This is a genomic window from Pseudomonas sp. RA_15y_Pfl2_54 (assembly GCF_963971015.1).
In the GTDB taxonomy this organism is placed as follows: domain Bacteria; phylum Pseudomonadota; class Gammaproteobacteria; order Pseudomonadales; family Pseudomonadaceae; genus Aquipseudomonas; species Aquipseudomonas baetica_A.
Window position 1 is genome coordinate 1 of sequence record NZ_CAXAPN010000052.1, and the last position, 26,351, is coordinate 26,351.

Annotated in this window: 21 protein-coding genes; 17 read left to right on the forward strand and 4 right to left on the reverse strand. The window is 55.5% G+C overall.

The genetic code is table 11. From position 1 onward, the window contains the following. The 15 genes from tssI to AACY50_RS27135 form a co-directional block, all read left to right on the forward strand. The coding region (tssI, locus tag AACY50_RS27065; RefSeq protein WP_339539615.1) for a type VI secretion system tip protein TssI/VgrG at window positions 1-942 on the forward strand (942 nt) is incomplete at its 5' end. Window positions 943-982: 40 nt separating this feature from the next. Then, window positions 983-3,451 carry a M23 family metallopeptidase gene (locus tag AACY50_RS27070; RefSeq protein ID WP_339539616.1) on the forward strand — a complete coding sequence of 823 codons (2,469 nt, stop codon included), beginning with the start codon at window positions 983-985 and terminating at the stop codon, window positions 3,449-3,451. Next, window positions 3,451-4,197, forward strand: coding sequence for a hypothetical protein (locus AACY50_RS27075; RefSeq protein WP_339539618.1), 747 nt, complete (start codon window positions 3,451-3,453; stop codon window positions 4,195-4,197). Before AACY50_RS27070 ends, AACY50_RS27075 begins: the two co-directional genes overlap by 1 nt. 345 nt (window positions 4,198-4,542) lie before the next feature. Further along, window positions 4,543-5,142: a hypothetical protein gene (locus tag AACY50_RS27080; RefSeq protein WP_339539620.1), complete on the forward strand. Its 600-nt coding sequence runs from the start codon at window positions 4,543-4,545 to the stop codon at window positions 5,140-5,142. A 170-nt stretch (window positions 5,143-5,312) separates the two neighbouring features. After that, window positions 5,313-6,062, forward strand: a complete 750-nt coding sequence (locus AACY50_RS27085; protein WP_339539621.1) for a lysozyme inhibitor LprI family protein — start codon at window positions 5,313-5,315, stop codon at window positions 6,060-6,062. 186 nt (window positions 6,063-6,248) lie between these two features. Beyond that, window positions 6,249-7,388, forward strand: coding sequence for a lysozyme inhibitor LprI family protein (locus AACY50_RS27090; protein ID WP_339539622.1), 1,140 nt, complete (start codon window positions 6,249-6,251; stop codon window positions 7,386-7,388). A 46-nt stretch (window positions 7,389-7,434) separates the two neighbouring features. After that, window positions 7,435-8,802 carry a lysozyme inhibitor LprI family protein gene (locus AACY50_RS27095; RefSeq protein WP_339539637.1) on the forward strand — a complete coding sequence of 456 codons (1,368 nt, stop codon included), beginning with the start codon at window positions 7,435-7,437 and terminating at the stop codon, window positions 8,800-8,802. Window positions 8,803-9,006: 204 nt separating this feature from the next. Further along, window positions 9,007-10,401, forward strand: coding sequence for a TIGR01777 family oxidoreductase (locus tag AACY50_RS27100; RefSeq protein ID WP_339539624.1), 1,395 nt, complete (start codon window positions 9,007-9,009; stop codon window positions 10,399-10,401). A gap of 9 nt (window positions 10,402-10,410) precedes the next feature. Continuing rightward, window positions 10,411-12,861 (forward strand): alpha/beta hydrolase, encoded by a 2,451-nt coding sequence (locus tag AACY50_RS27105; protein WP_339539626.1) that lies wholly within the window; start codon window positions 10,411-10,413, stop codon window positions 12,859-12,861. Further along, window positions 12,858-13,586 carry a hypothetical protein gene (locus tag AACY50_RS27110; protein WP_339434311.1) on the forward strand — a complete coding sequence of 243 codons (729 nt, stop codon included), beginning with the start codon at window positions 12,858-12,860 and terminating at the stop codon, window positions 13,584-13,586. The genes AACY50_RS27105 and AACY50_RS27110 overlap by 4 nt, the downstream gene beginning before the upstream one ends. 88 nt (window positions 13,587-13,674) lie before the next feature. Further along, window positions 13,675-14,130 (forward strand): hypothetical protein, encoded by a 456-nt coding sequence (locus tag AACY50_RS27115; RefSeq protein WP_339539628.1) that lies wholly within the window; start codon window positions 13,675-13,677, stop codon window positions 14,128-14,130. Between the two features lie 4 nt (window positions 14,131-14,134). Next, window positions 14,135-14,998, forward strand: a complete 864-nt coding sequence (locus AACY50_RS27120; protein WP_339434313.1) for a tetratricopeptide repeat protein — start codon at window positions 14,135-14,137, stop codon at window positions 14,996-14,998. A gap of 2 nt (window positions 14,999-15,000) precedes the next feature. After that, entirely contained in the window at window positions 15,001-15,759 is a 759-nt protein-coding gene (locus AACY50_RS27125) for a lysozyme inhibitor LprI family protein (protein ID WP_339434314.1), read from the forward strand. A gap of 40 nt (window positions 15,760-15,799) precedes the next feature. Continuing rightward, window positions 15,800-16,909: a tetratricopeptide repeat protein gene (locus tag AACY50_RS27130; protein WP_339539631.1), complete on the forward strand. Its 1,110-nt coding sequence runs from the start codon at window positions 15,800-15,802 to the stop codon at window positions 16,907-16,909. A gap of 57 nt (window positions 16,910-16,966) precedes the next feature. Then, complete coding sequence (locus AACY50_RS27135) at window positions 16,967-17,407, forward strand: hypothetical protein (RefSeq protein ID WP_191630839.1); 441 nt, start codon at window positions 16,967-16,969, stop codon at window positions 17,405-17,407. Between the two features lie 57 nt (window positions 17,408-17,464). Here the strand turns inward: AACY50_RS27135 and AACY50_RS27140 are convergent, their stop codons facing one another. Continuing rightward, window positions 17,465-17,836 (reverse strand): DUF6124 family protein, encoded by a 372-nt coding sequence (locus tag AACY50_RS27140; RefSeq protein ID WP_339539633.1) that lies wholly within the window; start codon window positions 17,834-17,836, stop codon window positions 17,465-17,467. Between the two features lie 505 nt (window positions 17,837-18,341). On the opposite strand from AACY50_RS27140, the gene AACY50_RS27145 reads away from it, so the two are divergent. Both AACY50_RS27145 and AACY50_RS27150 read left to right on the forward strand, forming a co-directional pair. Then, complete coding sequence (locus AACY50_RS27145; RefSeq protein ID WP_339433801.1) at window positions 18,342-18,725, forward strand: helicase; 384 nt, start codon at window positions 18,342-18,344, stop codon at window positions 18,723-18,725. 192 nt (window positions 18,726-18,917) lie between these two features. Beyond that, window positions 18,918-21,533: a hypothetical protein gene (locus tag AACY50_RS27150; protein ID WP_339539635.1), complete on the forward strand. Its 2,616-nt coding sequence runs from the start codon at window positions 18,918-18,920 to the stop codon at window positions 21,531-21,533. Window positions 21,534-21,597: 64 nt separating this feature from the next. Here the strand turns inward: AACY50_RS27150 and AACY50_RS27155 are convergent, their stop codons facing one another. From AACY50_RS27155 to AACY50_RS27165, 3 genes are all read right to left on the reverse strand, one after another. Then, entirely contained in the window at window positions 21,598-22,998 is a 1,401-nt protein-coding gene (locus tag AACY50_RS27155; RefSeq protein ID WP_339433799.1) for an aminoacyl-tRNA deacylase and HDOD domain-containing protein, read from the reverse strand. Between the two features lie 79 nt (window positions 22,999-23,077). Continuing rightward, window positions 23,078-25,153 carry an ATP-dependent DNA helicase RecG gene (gene recG, locus AACY50_RS27160; protein WP_339496156.1) on the reverse strand — a complete coding sequence of 692 codons (2,076 nt, stop codon included), beginning with the start codon at window positions 25,151-25,153 and terminating at the stop codon, window positions 23,078-23,080. Window positions 25,154-25,162: 9 nt separating this feature from the next. Further along, window positions 25,163-26,092: a hydrogen peroxide-inducible genes activator gene (locus AACY50_RS27165; RefSeq protein ID WP_339433797.1), complete on the reverse strand. Its 930-nt coding sequence runs from the start codon at window positions 26,090-26,092 to the stop codon at window positions 25,163-25,165. Window positions 26,093-26,351 lie beyond the last annotated feature (259 nt).

Below are 26,351 nucleotides of genomic sequence, written 5' to 3' on the forward strand. Positions count from 1 at the left end.
CTCGAACACCCGAAACCCCGCGTCCTCGGCAGCCAGACCGCCCACGTCACCGGCCCCAAAGGCGAAGAAATCCACTGCGACCAATACGGCCGCATCAAAGTGCAATTCCACTGGGACCGCGAAGGCCTCGCCGACGACAAAACCAGCTGCTGGCTGCGCGTCTCCAGCTCCTGGGCCGGCGACCGCTACGGCGCCATCAGCATCCCGCGCATCGGCATGGAAGTCCTCGTCACCTTCCTCGAAGGCGACCCCGACCAACCCCTCGTCACCGGTTGCCTGTACCACAAGGAAAACCCGGTGCCGTACGCACTGCCGGCAAACAAGACTCGCAGCGTCTTCAAAACGCTTAGCTCACCGGGCGGTGGTGGGTACAACGAACTGCGCATTGAAGACAAAAAAGGTGCGGAGCAGATCTACATTCATGCGCAGCGGGATTGGGATGAAAACGTAGAGCATGACCAGAAGATTCGGGTCGGCAATGAACGTCATGACACGGTGGTGAAAAACACCTACACCGAGCTGAAGGCTGAAGAACACCGCACCACGATCTCCGACCGCAAGGTTGAAGCGAAGCTGGATGATCACCTCACGGTTGGGCAGAACCAACACGTCAAACTCGGCACGGCGCAGCTCACCAGCGTGGGGAAAGAGATTCACCTCAAGGCTGGGGACAAGATTGTTATTGAGGCGGGGACGGAGCTGACCATTCTCGGGGGTGGGAGCTTTATCAAGCTGGATGGCGGTGGTGTGACGGTGGTTGGGCCGGTGATCAAGATCAATGCGGGTGGTTCTGCGGGATCGGGGACTGGCATCGGGATTAAACCGCCGGTGCTGCCGGGGGCGGCGGATAAGGATAAGGCGGGGAGTTTGATGGATCAGGCGTTGGGGAATGCGGTGCCTGAGAAGGTTAAGCCGACAGTTGATTACCCTTTCTCGCTTTGAGCGGACGGACAAGCGTCAATATGAACAAGGAATTTTTTGAATGATCATTAGCCCTCCTTTTCTGCCGAAACCGAATGCGGGAGAAACTGACGATGTTTTCCTCTCACGCGCTATGGTCGGAGGTATCCCTGGCGATGGTGGCTATCCGCTAAGCTTTGACCTCAACTGGCATGGCGGCATCCATTTGACTGCACCTCAAGAAAGCGGAAAAGCTTTGCCGGTATGTGCAATCTCAGATGGAATACTGGTTTATTTTCGACAGCCGACCCAGGAAAGTGAGGCGGCGCCTGATCATGGCCTTAGGTATCGCGAAAAGTGGACAGATGATGGTTGTATTGTAATCAAGCACGAAACGGAGATAGGCGAAGGCGAAAAAGGAAAGATCGTCTTCTATTCAATCTATATGCATCTCACAAAAATTAGTTTGAGCGCGCCAGCTAAAGGAAAAAAGATATATCGAAAAGATATCATAGGTGAGGCTGGCAAAATTTACGGTGAGGAAAATAGGATTCATTTTGAAATTGTTGCTGACGACAGCAAAATCGAGAATATCGTTGGGCGAAAAGAAAAAGACCTGGCATTCAAAACTAGCGATGGTCGAAAGGACTGCTGTTGGGGGGATATTTTTTTCTTTATTCCTCCAGAAGTTTTTGGTTACGAGAGTCAGCCATCCAGCCACTTATCCGCTCTAAATAACTCGCAGATTATTTATCGTTGCCCTGCTATGCCCGCAGGACCCGCGCCGATTGAGGAAGCGGGGGGCACTCCTGCAACTAATGTGTCAAATACAGTTGATGGTTATGAGTGGGCGCTGGCGACAGAGTTACAAGATGGGCTTTTTGTTAGAATGAGTTTCGTTAAAGGCTCATGTACGCTAACTACATATACCCGGTCTGGATTTGACTTGGGTGGGGTAGACGAGAAAAGTGAGTTTGAGTACTCGCTATTTAAAACTTCCAGCGAGCTATATCCCCAATCTCCCAGTGCGGGATTTGAACTGCTACGCTTTGGAAGAGTTATTGGTGAGGAGCGATTGCAGCCGACTGATGCTGCCCATTGGCGTAAAATAAAATTCCCCGCAAAAGTTGGCGAGGAAAGTAAAGTAGGTTGGGTTAACTTAAACTCTCCTACGGTTGGGAAGTTCAGCGATGCAGATTTTCCTCATTGGCAGGGTTGGCAGTTGGTTGATGACGATAAGGATAAAGATAGCCACTGCCAGTCACCTTTTATTCGAGAACTACTAGCTTTGGATGTTGGAAAAGTAGTTTCCGATAACACCGATGCCATAGGGATAGCTACTTCTCCTGCTTACTCCTCTCTATCGGAAGAGGCAAAGCAGCAGCTTTCTGAACGCTATGTGAAGGAAAGAGATTTAAGTAAGCAAAAGCTTGAAAGTACAGATGCTCAAAATCGGATTAAGCGCTTGGTATGCATGTTTCCCAGCGAGTGGTGTAAAAACGATTTTGATGCTCGCTACGACTGGCTATTAAAAGTGGCTGAAAATGGACCGATGCCGCAAGAGGCTTATGATAAGTTGAAGAGGCATCAGGTTGCATTAGGCTTTTGGGAAGATGCCGCTATCGAAGGCATTGAAAGTAGGCACTGGCATTTTCCACCAAAAGAATTTATTGCGACATTTAGGAAATGTAGTTGGTTAAGCAGAAATGAGCTTGTCCAGTTGCTTCCAACGAACTCGTTGAGGAAGGCATCTACTTGGCAGTGGGAGTCAATCAGCTTACCAAATGCGGGCACCCTGCTTTCTAGTTCAAGTCCAGATGCTTTAACTCGTCGGAATGATCTTAATAAGGCTTTGCGTAAATTTCTGGTAGTTACCCCGGTGCGATTGGCATGTTTCTTTGGTAATGCTACACAAGAAACTCAGTGGTACCAAAAGTTTCATGAGGGTAGCCCATATTGGTATAAGCCGTGGGATGGCAGAGGCTTTCTTCAGTTAACACATGCCAGTAACTATATAAAGTACTGGGAATTTAAGGGTGAAGTAATAAGCTCGCAAGTTAAACAGGTTTTAGCTAGTCATACAACGATGGCGAACAATAACAGACCTATAGTTAATGGTCACAAAACTATGTACGATCCAACAAACTCATTGAGCGATGCGTCTACTGGCATTCCACAAGCGATCATCACAAAGCGTGACGCGGTAAAAGGTTCGTATGATGCAGCCAATAGTGCTGGCGCCTACTGGGCTTGGTCTGGGGCCTCCAAACAAGCTGATGGCTACTACACCAGTTCAAGCAGTACGTTAAAGACTCTAACAACTAATGCTCAAACAAAACATTATTATGAGAATTCTGCTTTCGGAAATGTTGCCGCTACTGTAAATCTAGGCTCCCCTTCATCTAGCTTCAGCTCTATTTGGGGAGTGCAAGCAAGATTTCTCGCTTTTGCAAACGCACAAATGGTTTTAATGGATACCTTGAGCTTTCCAACGCCATCTGGATCTTCGTCAGGGACGCCGCAGGACTTTGTTTATCGGAGAGTCGATTAATGAAAAAAACATTTGGTTTTTACCTTGCATTGGTGGTGTGTTCGGCTTCAAGCACGGCGGTGTCTGCTGACAAGGAACAGGCTGACGGAGTTGTAAATGTTGGGAACGAGCCTAACGACTCTATATCTGCGTCTGGAATAGCAGTCGTTAATGTGCGCCAAGGTAGTTGTAAATACTCACTTGATATTAGTAAAGATCAATATATTAAGTTCAATACACCTGATGTTGTATTTCTAGAGTCAAAATCTCCTCCTAAGGATCAGGACTGGCCGCATCTTGAACAGGCTGAAATGGCTGTCGGTTATGATTGGAGCTTTAAAAAAGACTCCAATTTAGGAGCCAAGTGGTTTGGCATGATGTGCGATGTTGTGGACAATTTTGACCTAAAACAAACTGGGGAAGACTCTGGGAGCGAGGATGTTAGTCCAGAGCTTCAGGATGTTAGGCAAGCAAATGCTCTTAAGTGTCCTGCAACGTTAAGTGATGAGAGATGGCTGCCAAATAAAAGCGCTGGCAACTCCGAAGACTACATTTTTCAAGAGTTGAGAGGTTCTGGTTGGTCGGGATTCATCTTCGGGTTTAAGGATAAAACGGGCAAAAAAATTGCGCGTGTTAGTTTTTGTATCCTAGAGGGAGAAAACATGCTGGTAGGTGCAGCGGAAAATTATCCTGATACTTTGACTCTGGATGCAGAGACTTTTCAGGGGATAAGAGACGTTTTATCTTCTTTGCGATTTTCTAAATAGTTTCCAGTGGATGCAGAGTGAACCAAAGGAGCGGACTTTTTTCGTCCTCCCGTTGGATAAAAGGTGCGGGTAAGGGGAACGGATTTATTTATCCAACTGATTTTATCGTTGAACTCAAATAAATCTGTTCCCTTCGTTGTCTTGAAGCGGCGGGCTGGTTTTGGACGAAAAACAAACTGCTGGGAATTGCCGACTCTAATGACATACCCAAAATGACTCGACGTATTAGGGATGACGGTTCTTTAGTCGGGACCGATGCTGCTCACCCTTGGCCGGCTGCCGCGAACTTCTCGGCTCGTGAAATAATGATAAATAAGCTTCAAAGATTTTACTGAGGTCATTTGAATGATTCGCCTAATGGTGTTTTTGTTATCCATTTATAGTGGCGCTGCTTATTCGGCTTCAACTGAGCATAGCCTGATATGTAAAGAAGCTGATCAAGCTAGCTTGACTCTTTCTTTTGAAGGGGGAGTCTTCTCTCTTGATAATGCTGATCGCGGATGTCGGTCAGATTATGTTGCTAGAGAAGTGGCAGGGACCGAAAATATAGCAATTATATTTTCTTATCCAACCAGTGATGATATGGGTCTAAACGCTCAGGTTATGATTTTTTCTGCTGTAGCTAAAGGTGGAAAGGCCACATATATCGGAGACATTCCTGCTAGTGCTTCGGAGTTGGAGGATGGTACCTATAAAGATATTCAACAGTTCGGTGATTCAATTTACGAAAACGTTTACCGTATTGAAAGCACAAAAGTTGTGACTTTGATTCCAGGTAAAGAGCTGATCATTTCTGGCGAGCAATGTGTTTATAAGGAAGCGGGTAGCACTGTCTGTCAAAGGATGAAAGGCACCTTCAAAAAACCTGTGTGCGTCCTCAATAATGGTGAACGCAAGGTCCTCGCGGATGCGAAGGAGTGCATGGACATGAGAGAAAGTCTTTGAGGAAAAGGGGACTGAGGAAAAGGGGACGGATTTATTTGTTGCGCTCGACCGCTTTGAATTTGGTTGAGAACTTAAATAGATCTGGCCCGCTTGTCGGTTCTGACTCTATCTTCTGTCGCAGGCCCGTTCAGAATTGAACGGATCACTGATTTTTTTACGGACGCCAAGGGATGCAGTTTTTCAGATTCAGCCTCATTTTTTTATTTTCAATACTGTCGCCTGTGGTCATGGCTGAGGGCACGATGATTGCCACCATCCTTCAGGCCGACTTTTCCAAGGACCCGGAAGTCCGGTTGCTTGTCAGAGTCGTTGATGTGGGTGGTGGTTCGGATACCCCTTCCATGGCGGTTCGTAATCAATGCCTGGAGAGGAAGGCGTCCGCAGAACGTCCTGGGCCGGATCCGTGCTTTTCGATAGAGATCACTGAGAGCAATAAGCAACGGGCCATTGTTCGGCAAACGCTATTGAATGATCCTCAGCGCACAACCGACCCTATCTATTTGGAAATTGTTTATCGCTCGGAGGTCAGCGAAAGCGATCCGACGAATCACCATCAGCGATCCGCCACACTGAAGATCGAAGAAAACGGCCTCTACAATTGGAACAATGAGAGCGAACAGGCATTGGCGGACGTTGAGTGGTTTCCTTCGGGAAATGGTGTTCTTGATCTGATGGTTCCTGACGCGGATGCATTGCTGAATTCTGTATATCGGGATCGTATGAGTCGGCTGGACGAAAGCGGTCAGAAAGCACTGAGGGAAACTCAAAGAGCCTGGATGAAATTTCGAGATGCGGAGTGCCAGTCCGACCCGAAATCGCAGAAATCAGTTTTCGGTGAGTGGTCCGATGCCTGCCTAATTCGCGCGACGATAGAGCGTGCTCGCCAATTGGCTTTGGCACCGGACAAGAACAGACGTTGAAACGGACAAGCCAGTGCATTCGCGCGAAAGCGTCGACTTGGATGAGCATGAACAAACTTTTCTTTTTCTTTTTTGCGCTATTTCCTTTACGTGTGAAAGGGAACGGATTTATTTGTTGCGCCAAAATTCTTTGATTTTGAGGCGGAGCGTAAACGTATCCGTTTCGATGGTGGGAATACTTCTTTGATGGCTGATTCAATGAAAAATATATATTCGCTCCCTGGCTTTTTACCGTTAGCCTTTTTGCTTTTCAGTTCGGTGGCATTTTCTGCGAGTTTCGACTGTGGCAAAGCTTCAACGGACGTAGAAAGGAAAATTTGTCGTTCTCCTTCTTTGTCCGCAATGGATGAAAAGCTAAGTGAAGTCTTCAAGTCGATAAAAAGTCGGCGGGTTTTTCAATTAATTGAAAGTGATTGGCTTGAGTCAGAGCGTAATTCTTGTGAGTCAGTCGAGTGTTTAGAGGAAGTTTATGTTCAGCAGATAAGCTTTCTCACACCGGTTTCTATTGCGCCTAGGCCGACTCAGAAAGATATTAAGTTAATGTTGGGTGATAAACCCTACACACAGTTTGACCGCTCATGGAAGGTCATTAATTTAGCATGGCTTCCCAATGAAAAAGGGGCTGTTGAACGATTTGTGATCTCCGCTGAAACAATTTCAGGCATGTTGCATGTCATCGTGTTCGAAGGGCATTTTGATGCGGCGGTGATTGCGTATCGGGGTAATCTATATGAGTACGTTGATCGCAACGACAGGCCGGTATTGCACACGATTGCGAAAGATATCGGTTTTGATGGTGCTTTGAGTTTGGGTTCAAACGACGAAGGGAAAAGATTCGCGGGAATCTTGGATGGGGCGTTTTACTATCGACAGCAGCTCTCTAAGAATCAGCTGCGGGGGATGGTTTATAAGCTCGGTTCAAAATCTCCGCCATTGGAAAGCAGTTTGCTGTTCCAGCAGTGGCCAAATACTGATGAAAATGCTGTTAGTGGTTTGACATTCGGTTGGGGTGGTGAGTATGGAAAATTGCAAGCGTACTACTCGCACACCTCAGGGTATGAAACGATAGCGCAGGCTGGTCGGCCCGAGGCTGGTTGGAATATATATGCTCCGATTTGGAGCAAGTCACGGCCGACGTTTTATTTCAAGAATGGTGATGAAACTATTTGGCGTGCCAATGTTGCGGATAAGACGTTAACAAAAATTGCGAAGGCTAGTGATGAAGGAATGATCCAGAATCCTACCCCTGTCGATATTAATGGGCGCGAAGCAGTCGTTTATCTGAATGGATCTACTCTGAAAATGGCTATCTCCCTTGAAGAATAAGCACGACTTAAAAATACACTTTCGCAAAATATTGTTGGAATTTGCCTTGAGTAAATATCTTATTCCGGTGCTTCCCGCCGTGCTGATTGGTGGTTTATCTCTGTTGGGGGGACATGCATTTGCTGACGATGCATGTGCCGATATCACTACGAACTCTCAGAGGGAAAGATGTTCTGTGAGTGCCAAGGTTGCTGCAGATAAACAGTTGAATACCAGTTATCAAGAACTGATGGTTCGGCTCGAGGGTGGGTATCAAACCGATCCAGTTCTTGCGGCGAGCCAAAAGGCAACGGTTCAGGAGGCTCAGCGCGCCTGGATCAAATTGCGCGATACCGATTGCCAAGTCGATGCGTTGGAGACGGAACCGGGCTCTTCGGCGCATGTGTCAGCGGTGAACAATTGCATCGCCAGTATGAGTCGCGACCGTTCAGTGTTTTTGGACAATATCGCGTCCGATACCGGGAGTGGCCCGACAATTGGACGTGGCTCGTGCCCTACGCAAGACTTTGCACAGTTTCTTCCAGCATTCTCCGCTAATGTCGAGTCGCAGAAGCGACTAACTGCGCAGGCCGTGAAGCTGCTGGTATTAGAGGGGACGTCGGATATAGGGCGGATTGTGACTTACGTTACTGCGGAGGTGGGACGCGATATGGCGTTTCCCTTAATGGTGGCTGTGCCCGATGGGAAAGTGGAAGGAATAGAGATCGAGAAGGTGGATGACCGCCACGTTAACGTTGTGGATAAACGCGCCGGCAACAGCAATATCAAGATTTTCAACTTTTCTCGGAAGTCCTGCTGGACGCTTGATGGGGTTGAGGACTGGTCGATTCCTGAAAAAGAGCTTTCTGTAGCCACCACGCGGAAAATGAGTCGTGCAGAGAATTTCTGTTGGCAGCGCGGACAAGGATTTGCTGGCTTGGGCGGCCTTGAGCAATACCGGCTGACAGGAGAACTTTTTGAGGCGACTTTGGAAAATTACCTGTGCGCGGCCGCTTCAGGCGATCCTATATCTAGTTCGGCTGCGGCTGGGCTGAGTCTGTCGGGTATGGCCCCGCAATTGGAATACGGCAAAGTTGAGGCTCTTTTCAAAGCAGCAGCCGTTGATTCACCGAGCGGTGCTGAGTCGTTGGCTGGCTTCTATTGTTTTGGCAATGAATTGGCCGGTTCAGGACCCTGCCAGCGCCCGCTGGACGTTGAAAAAGAGTTGATTCGTGCTACCACCATGGGATCAACGCACGCATTCGTTTCGTTAGGCGATTATTGGAAAAGCGGCGATCTAGGAAAGAAAGATACTCCTCGCGCCTTGGCCTGTTATCAGCTTGCTGCCGACAAAGGTAACGACTCGGGCATCAATGCGATTAAGCGACTTCAGTCCGAAGTGGCCGAACCGATAGTGGCCAGCAGCTGCTTTTAGTGCGGTTAAGTGAAGAAGGGCGTTTATAGCGCCCGACGCCTTTTCACCTCGATGTGATCAAACGCGTTCCACCACCATGGCTAACGCGTTTTCATAGGCGCTGAGCCAGAATCCGCAGCGCTTGAACGTTTAATACTTGAGCATCTGACGACCGCGATTTTCCTTTAAACTCCCCACCCCCAAGGAATGCGCTCAGGACACGGAATGCCAGCCCCCTCGATCTCCCTTCGCCCAGCGCTAGTGCTCTGGTTATACGCCGCCGCAATCGTGCACATTCTCGCCGGTCTCACCCTGACCTGGGCCGGGCATTCCGGTTTACTCGACGGCTATCTTGAAGTTCTCGAACTCGCATTCTGGGGCGCCGATGCGGTACCTGCGGCCGGCCACGAACAACAAGTCTGGTGGCTCGCGCTGTTCGGCGCGACGTTGCAAAGTTATTCGCTGTACATGCTCGCGCTGGTGCACTTGGGCAATCGCTCGAAAGCCCCGGCAGTGTGGGGCTGGTTGATCGCCGGCATTCTGTTATGGGCGCCGCAGGACATGTGGCTTTCAGCGCAACAGCAGGTCTGGTCGCACCTGTGGCTCGACGGCTTTGCATTGCTGGTGTTGTTGCCGCCGTTGTTCTGGCTTTATCGGCATGACCGCCGAAAGTCTCCTGCAGTAAAGACTCCGAGCCAATCCAACCCGTTTGCCGACAGCGCTTTCAAACGCGTGCTGATCACTGGCGGTACCGGGTTCATCGGTGAAGTCTTGGTCAATCAATTACTCGACGCCGGCCACTCTGTCAGCGTACTGACGCGCGATCCATTGACCGCGGCCAATCTATTCAACGGTCGCATCCGCTGTGTGCATTCGCTCAGCGAACTCAGCCACGACGAAGCCTTCGACGTAGTGATCAATCTCGCCGGCGCCCCTGTCGCCGGCCCACGCTGGACTCCCAAACGTCAGGCGCAACTGCTCGCCAGTCGAGTCAGCACCACCGAAGCGTTGATGACTTGGCTGAAGAACACCAAGCAAAAACCAGCGCTATGGATTCAAGCCTCGGCCACCGGTTTCTACGGCGTGCGCGATGCCAGCGAAAACCTCGACGAACACGCCAGCAAGGGCGACGGTTTCATGGCCGAACTCTGCGCGCGTTGGGAAGCCGCCGCGCAACCGGCCACCGAGTTTGGCGTGCGTCAGGTGGTGCTGCGCCTCGGTGTGGTGTTCGGCCCCGGCGGTGCGTTGACGCCGTTGCTGCTGCCGTTCCGTCTGGGTTTCGGCGGGCGCATGGGTGACGGTCAGCAGATCATGAGCTGGGTGCATCGTGACGATGTGCTTCAGGTGATCGCGCGGGCTTTCAACGACGACACTCTGCGTGGCACCTACAACATGGTCGCGCCCGAGACGGTCAGTCAGGCAGCGTTCGCCGAGCAGGCCGGCAAAGTCCTCAAACGCCCGGTGTGGTTCCACATTCCCGCCGCGCCCGTGCGTGCGCTGGCAGGGGAAATGGCTCAGTTGTTCTTCGACGGTCAGCGCGTGGTGCCGCAGCGTTTGACCGAGGCCGGCTACACATTCCGCTATCCAACCCTCGACGCCGCTCTGCGCGATCTGACCTGAGGATCGCCCATGAGCAAGCCGTTGATGTACCTGCTGGCCGGCAATGGCAGCGCCGCCGATTGGTGGGATGACGCGTTGCCGCACTTTCAGCGCTACGACGTGGTGCCGCTGGAATTGCCGGGCTTCGGCGCCAATCCGCAGCCACCCTGTGAGGATCTTGCCGACTACGCGCAGACCTTGCTGGCGATGACGCAGCAGGGCAGTGCGATCATGGCCGTCGGGGTCAACGCGTTGCTGGTGCTGCATGCGCTGCAACGTCGGCCCGGGCACTTTTCTCGCAGTGTGTTGCTGGCGCCGGTGGGCGCCTTTTTGTGGCAGCGCCGATTGCCGGCGTTGATGTCACCGCTGCCGATCCGCAAGTCCATTCACTGGCTGCTGTCGAACAAACCCACGCTGTTCGCGCGCAAGTTCTCCAACCAGACCTGGACGCCCGCGCAGTATCAGCGCATGGGCGCCGGTTATGCGCGCTGCCGTGCGTTTGTGCCGCACTGGGATCTGATCCGTGCCGACACCGCGCAGCCCTTGCTGGAGTGGATCACCGACCCGGTCGAACTGGTCTGGGGCGATCAGGACAAGGTACTGGGCATCGAACAAGCGGCGGCATGGTCGGCGATTCTTGCGCGCGCAGATCTGACCATCAGCCTGAAACCCGGTTGGGGCCATTACCCGTGGATCGACGCACCCGCGCAGTTTGCGCAGTGGCTGGAGTCGGGCGAGCGCGGGTTTGTTGCGCACACCAAGGGCGGGCGTTTGCGCTTGGCTGAACTGGCCCGGCAACCGGTGCCGGCGGCGCTGACGCTCAACGATTGCGCTGATCCGCGTCTGCCTGCGTTTCTCGCCGCCCAACCCGACGTGACCTGGGCGGTGCGCTCCTCCAGTTATGGCGAGGATCAGGCCGATTCAGCCAATGCCGGTTTGAGCACGACTTATCTGCGCGAGCCGACCGCCAACGTGCCTAAACGCATCGCCGAACTGACGGCCGAAGGCGTCGAGGAAGTGGTGGTGCAGCGCTTCGTCACCCCGGTAGTGTCCGGGATCGCCTTCGTGCGACATCTCTCGGTAGAGCTGGAGTGGGTTGAAGGCCATCTCGAATCGCTGGCCGACGGTCATGTCAGCCCTTCGCGGGCAACGCTTTCGCGGGTTGGCGATGCCTGGCGAAGCGGCGCGTTCACGCCATCCCACGGCTTGACCGAAGAGCGGCTATGGCAATTTCTGCAAGACGTGCTGCGGGTATTTCACTACGTACCAGGCGACGTCGAATGGGCCTGGGACGGCGGGCAACTGTGGCTGCTGCAATACCGGCCGATCAGCGATTACGGCTGGCGCCGACACCTGACCGCCGCCAACATCGCCGAGATCCTGCCGCCGCAACCGAGCGTATTGGTGGAGTATGCCCAGCGCCGGGCAGCGGCAAGTATTCCGGCGATCATGGCGCGCTGGGATGCGCGAGTGTTGCAGGACAACGAGCCGTTCACCGCCGTGTTCGGCGGCGCGTCTTACATCAACAACGACCTGTTCCTCGCCCGACTCGCCGACTGGGGCATCAGCGCCAGCAACTATGCCGGTGAAGTTGGCGGGGCGACTCCGCATCTGCCGTGGCAACCGCTGAAAATGCTGCGTTCGTTGCCGCTGTTTTTGCGCATGCAACGCAGGGCTCGTGGGCATTTGCTGAATCTTGAAAATGGTTTGCAGCGCTTCGATCGGGAACTGGCCGAACTCGTCGCCCAAGCTGCCGATGGCCAACAACTGGCGGACTGGTTCACCCGGTTTTACGTGTTCGTGGTGCAAGGCAATCTGTGCATCGCCACGGCGCTGGCCAGCAGCGGCGGCGATTGGCTGGGGCGCCCGCCGACCGCGTACGACAACCTTGAAAACAGTCCGCATCGATTGCCGTGGGAGACCGATCCGGCCACGCCTCGACCCACGTCGAGTGAGCTGCCGTTACAGGCATTCCCGCAATGGTCAGGGCTGATCCGCCTCGCGCATTCAACCGGCCTGCCGGGCCTGCGTGGTTACTACCTGCAAGTGCGCGAGTGGTATCGCGACAACCTGATGCGCATCTTCTTTCGTCTGCACCACGCAATGCCGTTGGCGGACCGCGAGCACTGGTTTGCGCCGCATCCCGACGTTCGCACCCGAGACGGCAGCTTCTGGCAGGACGGTCGCGAAGGTGCGGAACAGGCCACCGGGTTCATGATTTATCCGGGGCAGGTGCAAGGCATTCTCGGCGCCGACATTTTGCTCGAAGACTCCCTCGATCCGGGGCGACATGCGCATTACCAAACCGCGCGGGCGGTTATTGCCCGCATGGGTGGGCGCTTGTCGCATGGCTCGACGTTGTTGCGGGAGTTGCGCAAGCCGTCGGCGGTAATGCCGCAGGTGGATCCGGCGTGGGTGGGGTGTGAGGTGTTGTATCGGGATGGTGAGTTGGAGTTGATCAATTCGAAGGATAGGAAGTGAAACTACGATACCTCCGCGAATTGATCTTTGGTCTGGTCGTGCTTTTACAGGTGGGTTATGTGACCGCCGCAGCTGCTGTGTTGGTCGGTAACGAGCCCGGCCAGTCGCCGGTTGCGCAAGGCCCGACCGAGACAGTTGTAGACATGGGTTCGTGTCGATTCTCCATGCCGCTGCTGCAGAACCAATGGCTGAAGTTCGACGATTTCTATTCGGTATTTATCGCAGCCAAACAACTGCCCAAACCGTCCAGCGCCCCCAGCTTGTGGCAAGCGCAGACGTCGAGTGGTGCCGACTGGCACTTCGAGAAACATGGCGACCTGAGCCAGCCGTGGTTTGGTTTGATGTGTGAAAACTCGGAGTACTTTTCGCTTCTCACCGACTGGAAACCCGCAGCAGACGATGCGTTTGCGGTGCAAATCCTGCGTGACGACAACGACCGCAGGTGCCCGGCGACCCTTACCGATCAGGGCTGGGTGCCCAATTCGCTCGCGGGTCGTGCGAACACCTACACCTTCGAGCAATGGGGCGGGGAGAGTTTTTCGGGTTTCATCTTCGGTTTCCACGACAAGTCACGACGGCACATTACCCGCATCGCTTTTTGCCTGCTGAGGGGTAAAGACGTGCTGATCGGCTCGGCGGAATCGGGTTCATCCACTCCATTGGCGATCAGCAACGAAGGGTTCGAGCAAATCAGGAAAGCGGTGCGCGGCATTGCCTTCGAATGAACACACCCAAAATGCATTGCCTCGATGGAGTTACAGCGTGAAAAGATTTTCAGTTCTTCTCGCCAGCTTGATATTAGCTGCCGCGTCTATGGCATTCGCTGCCGATCCAGCCTTCAAGGATTACACCGTCACGCCAGTTTTCAACGGCCCCAACCATAAACTGGTGCCGCAAGAAAACAGCAGCCCAATGATGGATCAGGCACGGGTGCAAGCCCTGAAAGGCAAGGTCAACTTCGCCGGCCATTACATCCTGCACAGGCTCGGCTGTGGCGGCAGCGCGATTTGCGGCGAAGTGCTGGACGCTCAGACTGGGGAAGTCGTTGGCGGTCTGCCGAATGCTTACGACGGCAGTACGTTCGGCATGGTTTACCAGCCCGACAGCCGCTTGGTCATCGTCTCCGGCATCACGCTCGACGGTGAGCAAGACTCCCAAGGGAATGCGTTGGAAAGCGGTAATCGGGATCGTTACTACGAGTTTGTGAACACTGAGTTTCGGCTGCTGAGCATGACCGACGTGGAATCGTCGCCGATGGATGAGGAGTGAGTGGATGAACCGTCTTCTCGCGGGCAGCCTTAAGCGGATGATGATTGTCATGAGCCTGTCAGCTTCAGCCAATGCCTTGTCTGAAAATATTGAGATCGTGGGGGTTGGCGGGAACTTAGTGACGCTGAATGACAAGACATGGGGCAGGCCTGCTGCGGAGTCGGCGGTCGCCTCGTTTACCGCCAATGGAAAAACTTTTCCCCTCTATGTACCCGCGGTGGGTACTGAAACGCATGAGGCTTGGTTAAGTCCCGACAAGAAAACATTGCTCCTCCTTCAGACTCTTTATGGCGTTGTCATTGGCCAGGAGGGTGAAGAAATCCCGACAGAGGAAACTGGTTGCGGGGTCATTTCGATGGAGACCGGTTGTGTGCTCAGTCAGCCCGCAGCCAGGTTTTGCTACGGCAAGTGGGAGGGCAATCGGTGGACTTCCGGGGAAGAGGATGCGCCTGATCTCGTCATGCAGACGCCGTCTCCAAAGGACTTATTGAAGCAGGTCTCAAATATTGAGATGCCGCAATCTCGCGTGGAAGAACTCGCATTCAATCTTCGCACTATAAGTCCAGAGTCCTATATGGCTTGTCACCCACCGGCGCGCAATGCTCAAGCTTTCAACGACCTGGCTTTCTACTTGGCCGAGGGCGGTAGAGATGAACTGGCGCTGAAGTTTTATCGCGGCGTTGAGGCCGTTGGTAAACGCACGGTGCTGATGTTGAACATCGCCGATTCACTCTGGCGCCTTGATCGCAAAGATGAAGCGCAGCGCTATTACAGCCAGTACCGCGACGCGATGAGCGCCGCCGGCAAGGCGCAGAAAATACCTCAACGTGTAGTTGAGCGATCCGTCATTCAGGGAATGAAAAATTGAACATGTTTGCGCGTTTTATCGCGTTGTCCTTTGGATGCCTGTTTGCCTCCTGCGCGATGGCCGAGGACGACTGCAAAGAAATCACCGTGAGCGCCCAGGTCGATCGGTGCGTGGAGGCAGCCCGCAAGGAAGCCGACACGCAACTCAATGCCAGCTACAAGAAACTGCTGGGACGGTTTGAGGCTCAACAAACGCGTGACCCTGAGCAGGGTAAAGCGCTGGTCGCCATGGCCAGAGAATCCCAGCGCGCCTGGATCAAGCTACGCGACACCACCTGCCCGCTTGAAGCCACGGAAATCGAGCCTGGGGTGGCAGCGCATGTCACGACGATCAACAACTGCGTGGCCAGAATGAGTCTGGAGCGTGCGGCTTATCTGGACACGATCGTCGCTGATGAGCCGGGTAATGTAGTTGATCTCAACAAGGTGTACCTGTCCGGCTCCCAGCGCTTCGGCGATGTCGTGGCACGTTATGTCAGCACCTTTGGCAGCCCATGCCTGACGGTCCAGATACTGGCGCCCAACGGCGGTTGGAGGGTGCTGTCCTCCAAGCGGTTTTGCAGTTTTGACGGCAAATCGTTTTGGAATGGTTATGCCAGTGCATTGTTTGAGGATCATGCATTTGCTGCCGATGGTTTACACCTGACGCTCAGCTTGTTCGAGCTTCGTGGGGAAGGAGAGAAGCGGCTCGCTTGTGTGATACCGATCCAGAATGAGCGAATTAAAGAACTGAAGTGCGGCGCGCCTGAACCCGGTGCCTAATCGGACAAGCTCTATTGGGGTGTATTTGGACATCATTTGATTGAATCAAGGATTGAAGAAAGTGAAACGCGTATTGCAGAGCGTTCTCTGCGCTCTAACTTGTTGTGTCGCTGTACCGGGTTCTCCCGCGCTTGCTGCGCCCCAAGTTCTTAAGGAAATCCCGGCTAGCTTGCTGGGTGATGCATCACGGCAAAAGGTATTTGTTCTGGCAGGGGATGCGGACGAGGCCTCCAACCGGTTGTTGATCGCGCCGGTGCAGGCACGTAATGAGGGAATTTTGCTCAATACGTCGAAGGCGCTGCCTCTGATCAAGAGTCAGTACTCGTCTGCGCTTCAGGGTGTATTCAGCGTCCATGTACTCAAAGGTCGCCCTGGCGTCATGACTGTCATTGATCCGCAGGCTGAGGAAGCTTTGATCAAGCAGCCGTTCGTTGAGGCTGGGGATTACATCGCGCTGGTAACCAGCGAGGAAGATAACGCGGTTTACAACTTCAACCTGTTGTTCGCCTTCAACAGAGGTTCAAAGCAGTTTGAGCTGAAAGCTCTGCTGGAAGTGGCGAACAACGACTCCTGTGATCGGTCGCTTGTCAGCGTAGTGGAGTTGCCGGTGCAGACATTGGGCCCGATCACTCTCGCCTCTTTCGATGGGCGTGAGGCGCTGCAGAAGCTGCAGGTTGCTCGTACTGGCAGTATTGAGGGCGTTAGAAAGAAATTGATGACCGTCGATTCAGCTGATCTGCTGGATATGGCGCTGGCAGCCTACCGAAAGGGTGATGACTCTTCCTTCAAGGATACGATGAGCTACGCGTTGATGGGTGGTGGTTCACATGACACTTGTCCCCCGGATAGCTATATCGCCGCAAAGTACTACTACCCGCAGCGTCCCGGCTGGTCCAACGACCTTGGTTTTCTACTCGGCGAAGCGGGTTACTACGTAGAGTCTATTGAACTGTTGAATGCGGTAATTGCACACAACCCAGAGCGGGCGGTGGCTTACCTGAATCTCGCAGATAGCTATTGGGCTATGAACGATAAAGAGCGAGCGGTGGCGGCGTACAAGCAATACGCATCGCGAATGTCTGAAGCGGGAAAAGCTTCGAAAATCCCGGCGAGGGTGGGTGAGCGCAGCGCTGTGGCGCCCGAGGCGTGACAAGAGCTCGTTGAGTTGCTGTAACTGTGTGTTCTGTACCGATGAACCGCTAAAGGAATGTTCGGTTTGAAATTTTCGTCTGCATTGTTTTCCGCGTTGCTCGTTTTCGTTCCTCTGGCGGCTCATAGCGAGGTCACGACCGAGGTTTTTTGCTTCCGCTCCCACGAAGGCAAGCCCATAAATTTTGAGTTCAGAACCTATTACGATTCTGTCGCCAAGTGGAGCGGTGCTGGCGTCAAGTACAGCAAGTCGAAGAAGGCCATCACTCTGGTTCATCGCAATACTGAACAAGAGGAACTGGTCTATGGCCGGCCCTACCAGTACACGACAACTTGGGTTGAAGTAGTTGATGGCGCACTGACAGGTGAGTATCAGATGGTCACTCAGGGTGGCCGGGTTGATGCGATGTCGTATACGAATTACAAATCCGCAAAGAAGTATTCGTTTGAAAACGATTACAACGTGGATTCGAAACCTGAAACAGGTTGCCAATGGTGAAGCAGGGAATATTCAGAAAGGGGACTTAACGTCCCCTTTTTTCATCCACAAATCTCGCTACGACTTGGCCGCCACGCTTCGCACTTCAATCTGGTCGAGCGTCCCTTCCACCATCAGTCGCACACCGTCCGCCATTCTGCTCAGGGCGAGTGCAACCGAGCGGCGGGAGCCGTGGAGGTCGTCGGCGAGGTCGCAGGCGATGACGCTGATGGACAGAAGGTCTTCGGAGGCGTTGGCCATGAGGGCTTCGGCGTCGGTGCCGGGGGAGAGTTTGAAGAGGCCGTTCTCGCGTTTGGGGTGTGGATCGACGGCTGGTTTGAAATGGTGGTCGAGGGCGCGCTCGGCGGCTTCGTGGAATTTCTTTGATTCCAGAGATTCGTAGGGCGAAACATCTGGGTTTTCTGGGGGATTGGGTGTTGGCTTGAACATAGGAATTTCACCGAGTTATGGAGCCAGCACTACTTCGCTTGCTTCGAAGAGGTGGCAGCTGTGTATAGGTGTGCAAGACCGGACTCGGTTACCGGCAGACCCGAAGGCCTCCCACACACAGCCGCCATAACGATTCGCGAGCATAAGAAAACGCTCGGTGAATAGCTATAACCGAATGCATGACGAGTTCGAACTTGCACGTCCGAGTCACCGATTTTGCGGCGACACACAGAGCCTATCGTTAGCAACCCAACTCGCCTAGTTCATGAACAGCCCGGCGTTTTGCAGGAAATTTCCCATAGGTTTGCAGGGTGGAAGATCAGAAGATCGCAGCCTTCGGCAGCTCCTACAGAAATGTGTGTAGGCGTATGTAGGAGGTGTGTGACTTGGTAGTCATCGTGCGAGAAAACTACAGCATCCTCTTCCAACATTACCGAACAGTGGTGTTATCGTCCGAATCCCTTACACTGCCCCGGCCGTTCATTTTCCTTTTGAGGCTGTGCGCATGAAATTTCGTTTTCTTCTGTGGATGCTGGGTCTGTTGATGGGTAAGGCCAGTCGGACAAATCCTGCGTTCCAGCAGCAGTTGGGTGACAAGGAATTGGTGTTTCAGCTACAGACCCTGGACGGGAAAGTGGCGCGGCATTTCGTGGTGAAGGATCAGCGGATCACCAGCAAGTCTGGCGTGGTGGCGGAGCCGGCGTTTGCGATTGCATTTAAAGATGCCGGTTATGGCTTTGCGACGATGCAGGCAAAGAACAAGCAGTTGGCCTTTATGCAGGGCATTCAGGACAAGTCGATCCAGCTCAAAGGTAACCCGGCACTGGTGATGTGGTTCCAAGGGTTGATGAAGTATTTGAAACCAAGAAAGGCGAAGGCTAAAGCTTAGGAAGTCGCTGGCTAGAACACACCCATGCAAGCGCACTGAATAACGGTGCGCTTGTCTTGTAAGGCCATCATTGTGGCTCGCAAAGACGGCCGGACTGTCATTTCTATCAGGTGTTTCGTGCACAGTCGCGATGTTCTACTCAAGTTCCAGTTCCGGCATTAAGGGACTTAACTGACTTGATGGAGCAAGCTCATGACGCAGACACACAGTATTTCGATCCCTAGGTCTCTCGATCCGACGTTTGCTCAGGATGGTGTGTTGACCTTACCGATACCTGGTATCGCGGGCGACGAAGCGGCGGCGGTCCTGGCGCTCCCCGATGCAAAATTACTCGTTGCGATACCTTTAACGGGAGCGAATGCCCCGGTTGCCATTGCGATGCTGAATGACGACGGTTCGCTGGACGAAACCTTTGGTCCCGCGCGCAGAGGTTTTGTTGAAATAGCGTTGGAAGGTGCTCGGATCAGCTATGTATCCGGTCTCGATGCGCTTGAGGATGATGGTTGGCTGATACACCTTCAATATTCCTCGACTACCTCCAATGACGTTGGCCTTGCACTGGTCCGCCTGAAAAATACCGGTGAACTGAACGACGCGTTCGGCACCAACGGCATGCGGTTTATCTCCCATTACGGCAATCCCCATCCCGCTAGCGTGCCGCGTGAGGCAAGTCACCCGAACACCGGATCCTCACAGACTGCCCACGTGCCGTCACGATCAACGGCCCGGCAGGTGGATGGCAAAATCGTCCTGCTCCATTTAGTGTTTTTTGATGATGCACCACTGCCAGCGGGTGTTGTGATTCGTCTGCTAGCGGATGGCTCACTCGATCAATCATTCAACGGTTCGGGCTATGTGGTTGTGGATGTCGCCACATCGAATAACGTCTACGGCATCGCCATTCAAGCCGATGGCAAGGTGCTGGTCTGCGGTTCATACCAGGACGGATCGGGAGGTCGTGGAGTTTTTCTGGCGCGTCTGGACGCCAGTGGCGCGCCGGACAGTCAATTCAACAACGGTGTGGCCGTGTTGATGCCCGATGATGAAGGCGAGAGTTTTCTGCAATCGATTTCGGTACGTGAAGGCGATGGCAGGATTATCGTCGCGGGCCAAGCCCAGCGTGGTGGTCTCGACGGTGGGTTGATCGCTGCATTCACGACCAGCGGCGCGGCCAACCTTGTGTTCAATGGTGGCAAGCCGCTGTTTTCGCCGTTACTAAAAGGGTTGGCGTGGACGCATACCTCGCAGGTGGGTGGTTCGATCGCTGTTGTCGGTCAGGGTGAATCAGCCATGGTGACGGCGCGTTTCCTTGCTGATGGAAAACCGGATACGGCTTTCAACGGTACGGGTCATGCGTTGTTTGAAGACAGCGCAGGGGCTGCCTTTGCGCGAGGTGTCACCGTTATGACGGAAGGCCGGATCGTGGTGTGTATCGAGCTCTCCGTCCATTCTGATCTTCCCAACGTCCCTGGGCGTTTCGTGCGCTATGTGGCGGGCACGCCATCCTTGAATAACGATCCGACCTTCGGCGACGGTGGCATCCTCAGATTTCCATTCCCCGGATTCTCGGGATATGACGTCAGGGCGCTGCTGGCGCTGCCGCAAAACAAATTGCTGGTTGCCGTTCGCCTTTCAACGCCCGGTGCACCTACGCGGATCGTTCGTCTGCTTGAAGACGGTGCTCTCGACTCAGCTTTCGGTGGAGACGGCTCCGGCTACGTCGAGATCAGGCTGAAAGAAAATTTTTACATGAGACGGATTCTCGGGTTTACACCGCTGAGCGATGGCGGCTGGCTGGTTCGTGCTCAGTACACGGAAGAGGGCGCGAATAACTCGACGGGCCTGGTGCTGGTCAGACAGCGCGAGGACGGGCAACTGCAGACGTCTTTCGGGGAACAAGGTGTGCTCTATCTTTCCTACGCGAAGATGGGCGGCGGCGGATATATCGGGGTGGTGCAAGCGTCTGCCAGCGGTGCCCCAGGGGCTGGCGCAGCAGGGATGGTCGCTCAACAACAACTGGACGAAAAAATCGTCGTGGTCAGTAACGTTGAGGATGCTTCCGGCCGGACAAAAGGTATCGTTCTGAGGTTCGAGCCGAATGGCTCACCCGATACGACCTTCAACGGCACGGGCTTTGCGTTCGTAGAGCTTGCAGATATTTCGTCTTTGGACATCGTTGCGCAAGCGGCGGCAACCCAGGCTGACGGCGCCGTGGTGATCTGCGGCAATTATTTTGCGGTGAGTGCGCATGGCGCCTTCGTTACTCGTTTCGACGCTACGGGTAAGGTTGACACAGGTTTTGGAATCAAAGGCGCGGTGGACGTGCCCCACGATCAATGGATAAGCCTGGACGTTGCGGCAATCGTCGACGACAAGATTGTTGTGGCCGGCGGTGCGGCGGTGGAGGGCGTCTCTCAGGGCTTGATTGCGGTGCTCAATCTCAGCGGCTCCTACAATCGGGTGTTCAATGATGGTCAACCACTGATTTCGTCACCTGTGTCCCAAGGCGTCAGATGGTTGCATTGCGTGCCGCGTACGGACGGTTCAGTCATCGTTTGCGGTAACAGTGGCACTGGCGCGCTTGATGAGAATCTCAGCGCGGTCACCGCACGCTTTCTGGCGGATGGTTCTCCAGACTCCTCTTTCTTTGGTACAGGATTTACCGTTTTCAATGAAAGCGCGGGTTTCGAATACCCCCACGGCATGGCGGTAATGGACGATGGGCGCATCGTGGTGGGCGGAGTGTATTTCACCGACTCTGGGTACGATAAAGGCTGGGTGATCCGTTACCTGGACAAGTCGGCTTAAGCCGCAGGTTGGCCCATCGCGGGCAAGCGTCGCTCCAACTGGAGGTCGCTTGCCCGCTTTGCATTCAGGCTTGGCTGAACTGCGAGGCCAGTTCGCGCAGCAGCACTTCGGCTTCGAGGACTTTGCTGACGACGTCGTTGGCTTTGTCGCGAGTCAGGCCCACACGTTCAAGCAACGCATCCGGAATATCTTCATCCGGGCCGGAGCCAATCCCACGGCTGCGCAGCAGGCGCACGGCCAGGCAAACGAGGTTCGGGTATTCGGCGTAGGCACCGTCATAGCTTGGGTCGTGCTGGAAGCGCAGGGCGGTGGCCAGCTCATCGGGCATGTCCCAGTAGCGCATCAGCCACGAGCCGATCTGTTCGCGGCTGATACCGAGCAGGTGTTGCTCGATGTAGCTGTGGCACAGGTGCGGGTTGACCTCCAGGTGACGGCAGATCAGCGAGAAGTGCGGCGGAAAGACGTGGGCCAGCAGCAGGTAACCGAAGTTGTGCAGCAGGCCGGCCAGATAGGTCAGGCCGGCTTCCGGGCGCTGGGCGCGCGGCATGGCGCGGGTCAGGCCTTCGATGACGGCGGCGGTGTAGATCGATTGCTGCCAGTACGGCGTGGTGTGTTGCGGGTGGTCTTTGGGCAGGCTCAGGGTCTTGCCGAGGGCCAGGCCCAGCGCCAGGTTGATCACCAGATCGAACCCGAGCACGCGAACGATCGCGTCTTCCACCGAGCGAATCTTGCCCGGCGAGGCGTAGTACGGCGACGCCGCCCAGCTCACCACTTGCGCGGCCAGCGCCGGGTCGGTTTCAACCACGCCGGTGATGTCGTCGATGGTGGCGTTGGGGTCGACGCGCAGTTTGATGATTTTTTGTGCGGTTTCGGCCAGCGGTGGAATCTCGATGGTCGCTTCCAGACGCTGCTGGATGCGTCGCGCGGTGAACGCTTGCACGGCCTGGGTGATTTCCTCGCGGTCATCGTCCGGGCGGTCGAGGTTGGGGCGGATGCTGCTCAGGGCTTCGCCGAAATTGGCGGCGCTGGCCTTGGTCAGCATGGTCTTGAAGGCTTCGCTGGTGATTTCCAGCAGCAGGCCCGGCTCGCCGGAGTTGATCAGCAGCTTCGGCTCACGCAGCAGGCTTTCTTCGTAGAGGCACGGCGAACTGGTCAGCGCCGGCAGGCCTGGCAGCAGGCTCAGACTGTGTTTGCCGAGCATCTTTTCCAGGCGCTCGGTGGACACGGCAGTCAGGCGCCGGCCAGTCAGTTCGGCGAGGCGATTGAGATCCAGCAACTGGCTCTGTGGAAACAGCACCATCAGCGCGCCGACGGTGTCGTCCAGCAACACGGCTTGTACCTTGCGCGATGCATTGAGGCCGTGGTGGTCGAGCACTTCTTCGTAGGCGATGCCCAGCTTGCCTAGCAGCAGCCGAATGACAGACGGCGCGTGCGGGGGTTCGGGGGCGAGAGCGGCTTCGGTCATGGTCTGTATCCGTTTTTGAAACAATGGCAGGAGTATAACCAGCTTGATCAGAACGATCTGTCAGAAACTGCGACGGTGCTCACACTTGGCCGTATTGCTGCCCGTGGCGCAGCCAGCGGTCGAGCAATGGGCTGACGTGAGTCGGCCAGCGTTCCAGCAAGGCTTGTGCGGCGTCGCGCACGGCAGGCAGCAGGTCGGCGTCGCGCATCAGGTCGGCGACCTTGAATTGCAGCAGGCCGGTTTGGCGGGTGCCGAGCATTTCGCCGGGGCCGCGCAGTTCGAGGTCTTTTTCGGCGATGACGAAACCGTCGTTGGTCTCGCGCATGATGCCCAGGCGCTGGCGACCGATCTGTGACAGCGGCGGATGATAGAGCAGCACGCAATGGCTGACGGCGCTGCCCCGGCCAACGCGGCCGCGCAACTGGTGGAGCTGCGCAAGGCCCAGGCGCTCGGGGTTTTCGATGATCATCAGGCTGGCGTTGGGCACGTCGACGCCGACTTCGATCACTGTGGTGGCGACCAGCAGTTGCAGGTTGCCGGCCTTGAATTCAGCCATGACGGCGGCTTTCTCGGCGGGTTTCATACGCCCGTGGATCAGCCCGACTTTCAACTCGCCAAGGGCGGCGGTGAGGTCTTCGAAGGTGGTTTCGGCAGCCTGACAGGTCAGCTCTTCTGACTCTTCAATCAGCGTGCACACCCAATAGGCCTGACGTCCTTCGGCACAAGCACCGCGCACCCGTTCGATGACTTCGACGCGGCGGGTGTCGGTGACCAGCACGGTGTTGACCGGGGTGCGTCCGGGCGGCAGTTCGTCGAGGATCGAGGTGTCGAGGTCGGCGTAAGCGCTCATCGCCAGCGTCCGGGGAATGGGCGTGGCGGTCATGATCAGTTGGTGCGGGCACATGCGCCCGCCGACGCCTTTCTGCCGCAGCGCCAGCCGTTGCTGCACGCCGAATCGGTGCTGTTCGTCGATGATCACCAGCGCGAGGTTCTTGAACTGCACTTCGTCCTGGAACAGCGCGTGAGTGCCGACCACCATTGGCGTGCCGCTGGCGATCTGCTCCAGCGCGGCGACGCGGTTCTTGCCTTTGAGCTTGCCGGCCAGCCATGCGACGTCGATGCCCAACGGTTCGAGCCAGCGCTTGAAGGTGATGAAGTGTTGCTCGGCGAGGATCTCGGTCGGCGCCATCAGTGCGACTTGATAACCGGCCTCCAGTGCTTGCAACGCGGCGAGGGCGGCGACCACGGTTTTACCGGCGCCTACGTCGCCCTGAATCAGCCGCAGCATCGGTTCGTGCTGACTGAGGTCGTAGGCGATTTCGTTGCCCACCCGTTGCTGGGCGCCGGTCGGGCTGAAGCCGAGGTTGGCCAGGTATTTCGGTGGCAGTTTTTTCGCTTTCGGCATCGCTGGCGCGCGCAGGGAGCGCATGCTTTCGCGCAGACGTTGCTGTGACAGTTGATGGGTCAGCAGTTCTTCGAAGGCCAGACGATGCTGGGCCCAGTGATGACCGAGGGCGAGTTCGTCGACGTCGGCATCGGCGGGCGGGTTGTGCAGGTAGCGGATCGCATCGGCCAACGGTGCCAGTTGATAGTCGCGAGCGAGTTCGGTCGGCAGCCAGTCGGGCAGGGTGCTGGGCTTGAGCAGGGTCAGGGTCTGCATGCACAACTGGCGCAGGCGCGCTTGGGTCAGGCCTTCGGTGAGCGGGTAGACCGGGGTCAGGGTTTCATCCACCGGCGGCGGTTCGTCACCGGTGATGGCGCGGTATTCCGGGTGGTAGATTTCCAGTCCTGACGCACCGGGTCGGGCTTCACCGTAGCAGCGAACCCGCGTGCCGCGCTTGAGGCCTTCTTTCTGTGCGTTGCTGAAATGGTAGAAGCGCAGGCTGAGACCGCCGGTGCCGTCCTGCAGACGCACGACAAGGCTGCGCCGGCGACCCATGACCACATCGGCGCCGCTGACGGTGCCTTCGACCACGGCGTCCTGTCCCGGCCGCAACGCGCCGATCGGCACCACACGGGTGCGATCCTGATAGCGCAGCGGCAGGTGAAACAGCACGTCCTGAAGATTCTCCAGGCCGACCTTGGCCAGTTTCTCGGCCATGGCTTCGCCGACACCCTTGAGTGCCGTCACCGACACTTGCGACAGCTCCGTCATGACGCTCGCTTAACCGGCGGTGACCGGTGCCGCTGGCTTGGCCACCGAGCACAGGCGAATGGAGTCGGCGAGGATCTCGATGGCTTTGGGCCGCGGGAAGCTCGCGCGCCACGCAATCGCCACGGTGCGGAACGGGACCGGCGCCGACAGCGGCCGCACTTCGATCACGCCCGGGGCGTAGTGGTGGCTGTCGACTGCCGACAGCGGCAGGATCGAGATGCCCAGCCCCGACGCGACCATGTGGCGAATGGTTTCCAGCGAGCTGGATTCGACCGTGGTGTGCTTGGCGCCATCGTTGCCCTTGGTCAGGGTCGGGCAGGCCTCAAGCACCTGGTCGCGGAAGCAGTGGCCTTCGCCGAGCAGCAGCAGGCTCTTGTCGTTGAGCAGGCCGGCGTCGATGGTTTCTTTTTGCGTCCACGGGTGCTGGGCTGGCATCAAGACGTAGAACGGCTCGTCGTAGAGTTGCAGGGTCAGCACGTCGGCTTCGTTGAACGGCAGGGCGATGATGATCGCGTCGAGCTCGCCGTTGCGCAGTTTGTCGCGCAGCACGTGGGTGAAGTTTTCTTCGATGTACAACGGCATCTGCGGGGCGACCCGGTGCAGTTGTGGAATCAGGTGCGGGAACAGGTACGGCCCGACGGTATAGATCGCGCCGACTTTCAGCGGCGCGGTCAGCTGGTTCTTGCCGGCCTGGGCCAGTTCGCGAATGCCTTGGGCCTGCTCAAGGACTTTCTGCGCCTGGGCGACGATGCCTTCGCCGACCGGGGTCAGGCGCACGGCGCTTTTGCTGCGCTCGAAAATCAGCACACCGAGTTCGTCTTCAAGCTTTTTCACGCCCACCGAAAGGGTCGGCTGGCTGACGTGGCAACGCTCGGCCGCGTGGCCGAAGTGCTGCTCTTGGGCGAGGGTAACGATGTAGCGTAATTCTGTGAGGGTCATAGCAAGCGTCCATGAAGATGCGGGCCAAGCATACCGGCTGCGATCGATAGACGCACGTTATCAGACTGAGGGCGGCGCGCGACACCGGGCAATGTGGGGTTTGCCGCGGGCAGATAGGCAAAAGGCACCTTTGCAGACTGTGTGAAAACACACTGATGAAGGCCCAACAAAACGCCCCGACTTGTTCGGGGCGTTTGTTTTTGTGCGGGCAACAGACGAAAAAAGGCCTTTCAGCCCATTAGCGCCATCAACTGGCGGG